This window comes from Galactobacter sp., from assembly GCF_022712295.1.
Taxonomy (GTDB): domain Bacteria; phylum Actinomycetota; class Actinomycetes; order Actinomycetales; family Micrococcaceae; genus Galactobacter.
Genome location: NZ_JALAGT010000031.1, coordinates 23,446 through 30,493 on the forward strand (window position 1 = coordinate 23,446; position 7,048 = coordinate 30,493).

At 65.9% G+C, this 7,048-nt stretch carries 5 protein-coding genes; 2 read left to right on the forward strand and 3 right to left on the reverse strand.

Features of this window, described 5'->3' with window-relative positions; genetic code table 11:
• Positions 1-315: 315 nt before the first annotated feature.
• Positions 316-2,079, forward strand: a complete 1,764-nt coding sequence (locus Q0A15_RS02500) for an NlpC/P60 family protein (RefSeq protein WP_291277961.1) — start codon at positions 316-318, stop codon at positions 2,077-2,079.
• Positions 2,080-2,342: 263 nt separating this feature from the next.
• Here Q0A15_RS02500 and Q0A15_RS02505 read toward each other — a convergent pair whose 3' ends face one another.
• Positions 2,343-3,356: a universal stress protein gene (locus tag Q0A15_RS02505; protein WP_291277962.1), complete on the reverse strand. Its 1,014-nt coding sequence runs from the start codon at positions 3,354-3,356 to the stop codon at positions 2,343-2,345.
• Between the two features lie 170 nt (positions 3,357-3,526).
• Between Q0A15_RS02505 and Q0A15_RS02510 the strand changes: the two genes are divergently transcribed.
• Entirely contained in the window at positions 3,527-4,978 is a 1,452-nt protein-coding gene (locus Q0A15_RS02510; RefSeq protein ID WP_291277963.1) for an NCS2 family permease, read from the forward strand.
• 114 nt (positions 4,979-5,092) lie between these two features.
• On the opposite strand, the gene Q0A15_RS02515 is transcribed toward Q0A15_RS02510, so the two are convergent.
• Together Q0A15_RS02515 and Q0A15_RS02520 are read right to left on the reverse strand one after the other, a co-directional pair.
• Complete coding sequence (locus Q0A15_RS02515; protein WP_291277964.1) at positions 5,093-5,959, reverse strand: spermidine synthase; 867 nt, start codon at positions 5,957-5,959, stop codon at positions 5,093-5,095.
• A gap of 50 nt (positions 5,960-6,009) precedes the next feature.
• On the reverse strand, positions 6,010-6,753 hold the full coding sequence (locus Q0A15_RS02520; RefSeq protein WP_291277965.1) for an MgtC/SapB family protein: 744 nt from the start codon (positions 6,751-6,753) through the stop codon (positions 6,010-6,012).
• Positions 6,754-7,048: the final 295 nt, after the last annotated feature.

The window sequence follows — 7,048 nt, forward strand, 5'->3', positions numbered from 1 at the left end:
TCGTTTTGATGGTGTTGCAATCAGTTTTCACCAATGTTGGCCAAGATGGAAGCCCTGATGCCAGTCCCTTTGACGCCCGGTTGACCACTTCGTGGCCATGTCGTGACCAGCCCTGACGCGCCGTGGTGCGAAATACCGGGCACCGGAGCCAGAATCCTGTAGCTTATGTGGTTTATGTTAAAGGTGTTGCATATGGTGACTGTGTTCCGTATGGTGACTCGAGTGGTTGTCATCGTTTCGTGATCTCTCGATCGCCAAAGGATCACGAATAAGACCACGTAGTTCATGCACCTGAGTCACCTGTGAGGACACCCCATGGCCAAGCGAGTCACCATCGCCGCAACGGTCTGCACCGCCGCTCTCGTCGCGGCCTCCTTCACCACCGCAGCCGCCACGGGCGCCTTCAGTGAGAAGAAGCCGGCCCATACCGAAACCACGGCGCTTCAGCAGGAAACCGTCTCGGTCCCTTCGGCCGACGAGGTAGAGGCAGCCAAGGTCGACCCCGAGGCCAAGAAGGCCCTGGTCAAGCGCATTCAGTCCGAACTGGACAAGACGGCGCAGAACTACCGCCAGATCGACGATCGCACCAAGGCATCCATGGCCGCGCTGGGAGAAGTCCAGCAGGCCGTCCAGATTCGCCAGGACCAGCTCGATGAGGCGGCCCGACAGTCCAAGGCAGCCGACGCACGCCTGGCCGTGTCCAAGGAGAAGGTCGGGGAGGTCGCCTCCTCCATCTACAAGAACGGTTCCTCGAACCAGGGTTCACTGCTGTTGTCCAAGGACCCCGAGGCCGACATGCAGCGCACTGAGACCAGCGCGCGCCTCGCCTCATCCCGTAACCGTGACCTGAAGAAGGCGGAGGCGGACGCGAACCTGGCTGCTCAATGGAAGGCCTACAGGAACGCGGTCAAGGCCGAGGCAGACAAGGCCGCCAAGGAAGAGGCTGCGGCCAAGAAGAAGCAGCAAGAAGAGGCTGAAGCCCTCGCGGCACAGAAGAAGAAGGCCGAAGAGAAGCAAAGGCAGCTCGTCGCCCGCAGCGCGGCCGCCCAGGACCTCAGCGAGGAGCAGGTCCAGAAGGATAACGAGGCCCGCCAGGCCAAGATCCAGAAGGCAGCCGACGAGCAGGCATTGGCCGAGGAAAAGCGGATGGCCGAGGCAGAGGCAGACGCCAAGCAGGTCGCGGCGTTCAAGGCACAGCGCGAGGCCGCTACCAAGGTCGAGGGCGCAGAGAAGCCCGAGGACGTCATTCCCGCACAGGACTCGTCCGACGGTGCCCAGGAGGAAGGGGCATCGTCGGACGCCGACAAGAGGGCCGCAGAAGAGCAGGCTGCGGCCGACAAGAAGGCCGCCGACGAAAAGGCCGCTGCGGACCAGGCCGCCAAGGACAAGGCAGCAGCCGACCAGCGGGCAGCCGATGCCGCGGCCAAGCAGGCTGCAGCGGACAAGGCCGCCAAGGACGCCGCCGCCAAGAAGCAGGCAGCGGCCAACAAGGCCTCTGCGGACCAGGCGGCCAAGGACGCAGCAGCCAAGCGGGCTGCTCAGCAGAAGGCCGCACAGCAAGCCGCGGCACAGAAGGCCGCGCAGCAGAAGGCCGCACAGCAGAAGGCCGCACAGCAGGCCGCCGCAAAGAGGGCGGCCCAGCAGCAAGCTGCGAAGCAGGCAGCAGCGAGGAAGGCCGCTGCCGAGGCTGCCGCAAAGAAGAAGGCCGCACAAGAAGCAGCCAATCGGAGGCCATCAGCTGCTGGCAGCAGCATCGTGGCCACGGGTAAGTCCTACATCGGCACCCCGTACGTTTGGGGCCAGGCCTCACCGGCCGGCTGGGACTGCTTGGGCTTCGTCAGCTACGTCTTCAAGCAGCACGGCTACAACATCAACAACTCCTACGCCTCCGTGCTCTCCGCCGGCTACAAGGTGCCCTACTCCCAGGCACGTCCTGGTGACATCCTCTACTGGCCGGGCCACGTCGCCATCTCGCTCGGCGGTGGACAGAACGTAGGTGCTTGGAACACCGGTATGGGCACTCGCATCGGTCCGGACAGCTGGATCGCTGGAACCCCCACCGTGATCCGGGTGAACTGACCCGGTCCGGATCACGGCGGCAGGAAGGCGGCCGGCCCCTCTCACGAGGGCCGGCCGCCTTCCTGCTGCTCAAGCGCACTACCGGCCTGCCCCTCCCTACTCCCACGCCCGGGACCAGCTATTCATGAGAAGGGCGCCGTAACGGCGCAAGTCTCACGAAAACCCGGCCCCATGCCGGGCCGGAACCAAAGCCCGCACCCGCAGACGGCGCGGTACGGCTGGTAGCCGTACCGCGCCGTCGGGCACTGGATCAGTGAAGAGGCTCAGGCCTCCGGGTCGTCAGCATTCGGCATGGGGCCGAAGTCCGCACGGTTCTTGGTGCGCTCGTCCTCGCGCTTCGGGACCACGAACACCGGGGACTTGGCGTGGTGCAGCACCGACTGCGACGTGGAGCCGAGCAGCACGCCCTTGAAGCCGCCACGGCCACGCGTACCGGTGACCACCAGGCGGGAGCGCTCCGATTCGTGCACCAGCACCTGACCCGGGACACCGCCCTCGACGATGGCCTCGACCTCAAGACCCTCGAAGTGGTGCCGGATCCAGTCCGCTGCACCGACGAGCTGGACCTTCATCTCGGTGATGACGGCCTCCTCGTCGATGGCGGCGGGAACCCAGGCCTGCGTTCCGGTCACGGGCGGAAGTGCCCAAACGATGCGCAGCGAGCAATTGCGGGCAGCAGCCTCACGGGCCGCATCCAGCATGGCGACGCGGGACTGCTCGGAGCCGTCCACGCCGACCACCACGACGTTGTCGACCTCGGTGCGGTCCAGGCAGCCCTTGGGAACGATCACCGTGGGGCACTTGGCGTGCGGCGGAACAGCGGAGGACACGGAGCCCAGCAGGCGGCCGAAGAAGCCACCACGGCCGCGGGCACCGAGCACCACGAGCTCAGCATTCTTGGCGTACTCGAGAAGGGCTCCGGCGGCGTCGCCGGTTTCGACGTAGGCGCGGATGCGGTTGGCGGGCAGCAGCTCGCCCGCCGCGCTGCCCTGCGCGCGACGTTCTTCGAGGGACGCCAGCGCGTCACGCAAGACCTGCTCAGCGCCGGCCCGCAACGACTCGTCGTCCAGTGCGGCGTAGCCGGCGTCCATGGCGGTGGCCACGAAGGTGGGCACCGAGTAGGACATCACGGCCTCAAGATCCAGGTCGCGGCGCTGAGCTTCTGCCGCGGCCCAAGTCAAGGCGTCGATGGACTGGTCGGAACCATCCACTCCGACCACCACGGCGCCAAGGCCCGGGGCTTTATCGGTGGTGTCCGGCGTGTTCTGGGCGGTCATCGTGAACCACTTCCTTCTGACGAGGATTCTGTGTACCCATTCCAGCACTTAGGGACCCTGTTTCGCTAATGGTCATACGTTCGTTGGCCGGTGTGGCGTACGCGCTGACCCCGTGTGACCGTCATGACGCTGTAACCCGACATGCCGCCTCCCTCGATAGAATCGAGGCCATGTCATCTCCCAACTCCGCAGCCGGCGGAGAATCAATTCAGCCCAAGGGCGCCCTGGACCGTTATTTCAAGATCAGCCAGCGTGGCTCCACGCTCTCGAGGGAGATCCGTGGCGGCTTCGCCACCTTCTTCGCCATGAGCTACATCGTGGTGTTGAACCCGCTGATCCTCTCCGGCGCCGACAGCGCCGGGAACGAGCTCGGTATCTCGCGCGTGGCGGCAGCTACCGCGTTCGTTGGCGGCATCCTCTCCATCATCATGGGCCTGTGGGCCAAGCACCCCTTCGCCATCGCTTCCGGCCTGGGCGTCAACGCCCTCGTGGCCGCGACCGTCGCCACCCACCCCGGCCTGTCGTGGAAATCCATGATGGGCCTGGTGCTGCTGGCCGGTGTGGTCATGGTGATCCTGGTGCTCACCAAGTTCCGTACCGCCGTGTTCAACGCGGTGCCTCCGGCGCTGAAGACCGCCATCGTGGTGGGTATCGGCTTCTTCATCACCCTGGTTGGCCTGGTCAATGCCGGCTTCGTGCGCCCCGGTGGCACACCGCTGACCCTGGGCACCAACGGTCAGCTGATCGGCTGGCCGACTCTGGTCTTCGTCTTCGGCCTGCTGCTGACCATCGCGCTGCTGGTGCGCAACGTGAAGGGCGCGGTGCTGATCGGCATCCTGGCCTCCACCGTGCTGGCCGTGATCCTCGAGGCCACGCTGAAGATCGGTCCCAACACGGACACCTTCTCCGGCGGCTGGCAGCAGGTGGTTCCCGGTAAGGACTTCTCCTGGGGTCTGCCGGACCTGTCCCTGATCGGGCATGTCGATTTCAACGCCTTCTCCGCTTCCTCCTTGGGTGCCGTGGCCGCGACCCTGATGGTCTTCGTCATCCTTCTCTCCTGCTTCTTCGACGCCATGGGCACCATGGTGGGTCTGGCCACCGAGGCCGGCACCATCGACAAGAACGGTCAGATCGAGAACGTGGACCGCGTGCTGCTGGTGGATGCCGCAGGCGCCGTGGCCGGTGGCGGTTCCGCCGTCTCCTCCAACCAGATCTTCGTGGAGTCCTCCGTCGGCATCGGCGAGGGTGCCCGCACGGGTATCGCCGCCATCGTCACGGGTGCCCTGATGATCGTGGCGATGTTCCTGTCCCCGCTGGTGCGCTTCGTGCCGTTCGAGGCCGTGGCCCCCGCCCTGGTGTGCGTGGGCTTCATGATGATCCGCCAGATCACCAAGATCGACTGGAACGACATCTCCATCGCCATCCCCGCGTTCCTGACCATCGCCTTCATGCCGTTCACGTACTCCATCGCCGACGGCATCGGTGCCGGCTTCGTGGCCTACGTGTTCGTCCAGGTGGTCATGGGCAAGGCCCGCAAGGTGCACCCGCTGATGTGGGTCGTGGCCGTCATGTTCGTGGTGTTCTTCTCGATGGGACTCATCGACGGCTGGGTCGGCGCCTGAGCCTTATCAGCCGGGTCCACCTAGAAAGTGCCCCTTCAGCCCAACGCGCAGCGCGGAATCCACGTGCCGCAGTGGGTTGGAGGGGTCTTTTTGTCGGCGGCCGCCCACGCCACCTCACCCGAGGAAGCGAGTGAGCTCCTGTGCTCCCCACACGTTGGCCGGGAGCGCGTCGGCGAGCAGGCTGCGTTTCAGCCCCGCGCCAAGGGGCAACTCACTGGCCGACGCCGCCAAGACCACATTCCCACGGCGTCGCCCCTTGAGCATGGCCGGGTCCGCGATGGCGGCCACGTGGGGGAAGATCCCGCGCAGGATCTGGGCTTCCCGCCGGGTGTTGCTGCGGTCCGGCCGGTCCCCCACGTTGAGCAGGTAGAGGCCACCGGGCGCCAGCACCCGGGCGGCCTCCCGGTGGAAGGACTCGGTGGTGAGTGTCTCCGGTGTGCTGTCCCCGGCAAAGACGTCCCGAATGATCACGTCACGGGTGTCCTCGGTGAGCGTCGGCAGCACCTGTCCCGCGTCACCTGGCCGGATCCGCAGCAGGGGCGCGCTCGGCAGATCGAACCACTCGCGGACCAGCACCGTGAGGCGGCCGTCGAGTTCCACGACCACCTGCCTGGAATCCGGGTAGGCCCAGTGGATCCAGCGGGCTATGGAGCAGGCGCCGCCGCCCAGATGCAGGGCTCGCAGACGTTGCGTCGTGTCGAATCCGGCGCGGATCACGCATGCCATCCAGCGCATGTATTCGAAGTCGAGTCTTTCAGGGTGTTCTGGGTCCACGTGTGAGCTCGGGACGCCGTTGACGTAGAGGGTCCATGATCCGGGTGCGTAGGGGTCGGCCTCTAGTCGCACCTCGCCGGTGTCGGTCTGCCATGTCCCCTCGTGGACGCCGGCAGGCTTCGGTCTGCTCCCCTTTCGCTTACCCGTGCCCGACGACGTGGGCTCGCCCGCCGTCGTCTCGTCGCGGCGTTGCCGCTTGCGTCCCATCGGTGCCCTGTTCTCTGTGTTCCTGGTGTCGCTGGTGAAAGCGGCACGGTTCAGTCCTCGTCCTCATCCTCGTCATCTGAAGTGTAGGGGTCCTTGGAGTGGGCCAGTTTCACGCTGCGCACCCCGGGCAGTTCCAACAGTTCCGGAACCATGCGCTCTGGGGCATGTGCCCCGAGGAAGCGGAGGGAGACGGTCACCAGCGGGGTGCCGTCGCCGTCCTTGGACTTCACGGAGTCCTCGAAGACGGTGGAGAACCCGGACACGGTCGCGGTCTCGAGGATGCCGCGCATGGCACCCGTTCCGTCCTCGTAGACCACGTTGATGTCTCGGTTGCGGCGTTCCACCGGTAGGCGTCGGATCAGCGGGCCGATGATGAAGAGGATCAGGTGATAGGCCACGGTCGATGCCGCTGCCACGGCGACCATGCCCGCACCGCAGGCCATCCCGACGGCTGCGTTGAACCAGATGGACCCAGCCGTGGTGAGACCTCGGACGGTGGAGGAACCCTTGAAGATGACGCCCGCGCCGAGGAAGCCGATACCGGAGACGATCTGGGCGGCGATACGGGTGGGGTCGCGGGAGACCTCCGGATCCACGATGGCAGCGAACCCGTAGGCGGAGACCAGCGTGAACACGCAGGAACCCATACCGACGAGGACATGCGTGCGGTAGCCGGCGGACTTGCGCCTGGCCTGACGTTCCAGTCCGATGGAGGAGCACAGGATGAAGGAGGCCAGCAGGAGGAGCGCCTGCACTCCGACCTGGTGGCCCACGATCTCGTCCCAGAAGTCCACGGCGTTCAACCTCCTCGGTCCGCGGTGATGACGTGGAAGACCTTACCGCCGCACCATGCATATCTCCCGGGGTCGGCTCAACGTGCGTTTCCCCGAGCGCCAACAACGGCCTCCGGTTTGGACGATTGCCCAACCCCGCCCAGACATTCCGTCACCGCTCCATGGATGAAGCATGCTGCACTGGCGGAAAGCCTCGGGGAATCGGTGGGTGTCCGGATCAGGCAGGGTGCGACGGAAAGCCTGAGTACGGAAAGGCCAGGGCCTGCGGAAGGCGAGGGCCGGAAAGGCCGGGGTG

Excerpts from the sequence above, each read along its gene's own strand:
- Q0A15_RS02500 (WP_291277961.1), top strand. The coding sequence starts at position 316 with ATGGCCAAGCGAGTCACCATCGCCGCAACGGTCTGCACCGCCGCTCTC.
- Q0A15_RS02505 (WP_291277962.1), bottom strand. The coding sequence starts at position 3,356 with ATGACCGCCCAGAACACGCCGGACACCACCGATAAAGCCCCGGGCCTT.
- Q0A15_RS02510 (WP_291277963.1), top strand. The coding sequence starts at position 3,527 with ATGTCATCTCCCAACTCCGCAGCCGGCGGAGAATCAATTCAGCCCAAG.
- Q0A15_RS02515 (WP_291277964.1), bottom strand. The coding sequence starts at position 5,959 with ATGGGACGCAAGCGGCAACGCCGCGACGAGACGACGGCGGGCGAGCCC.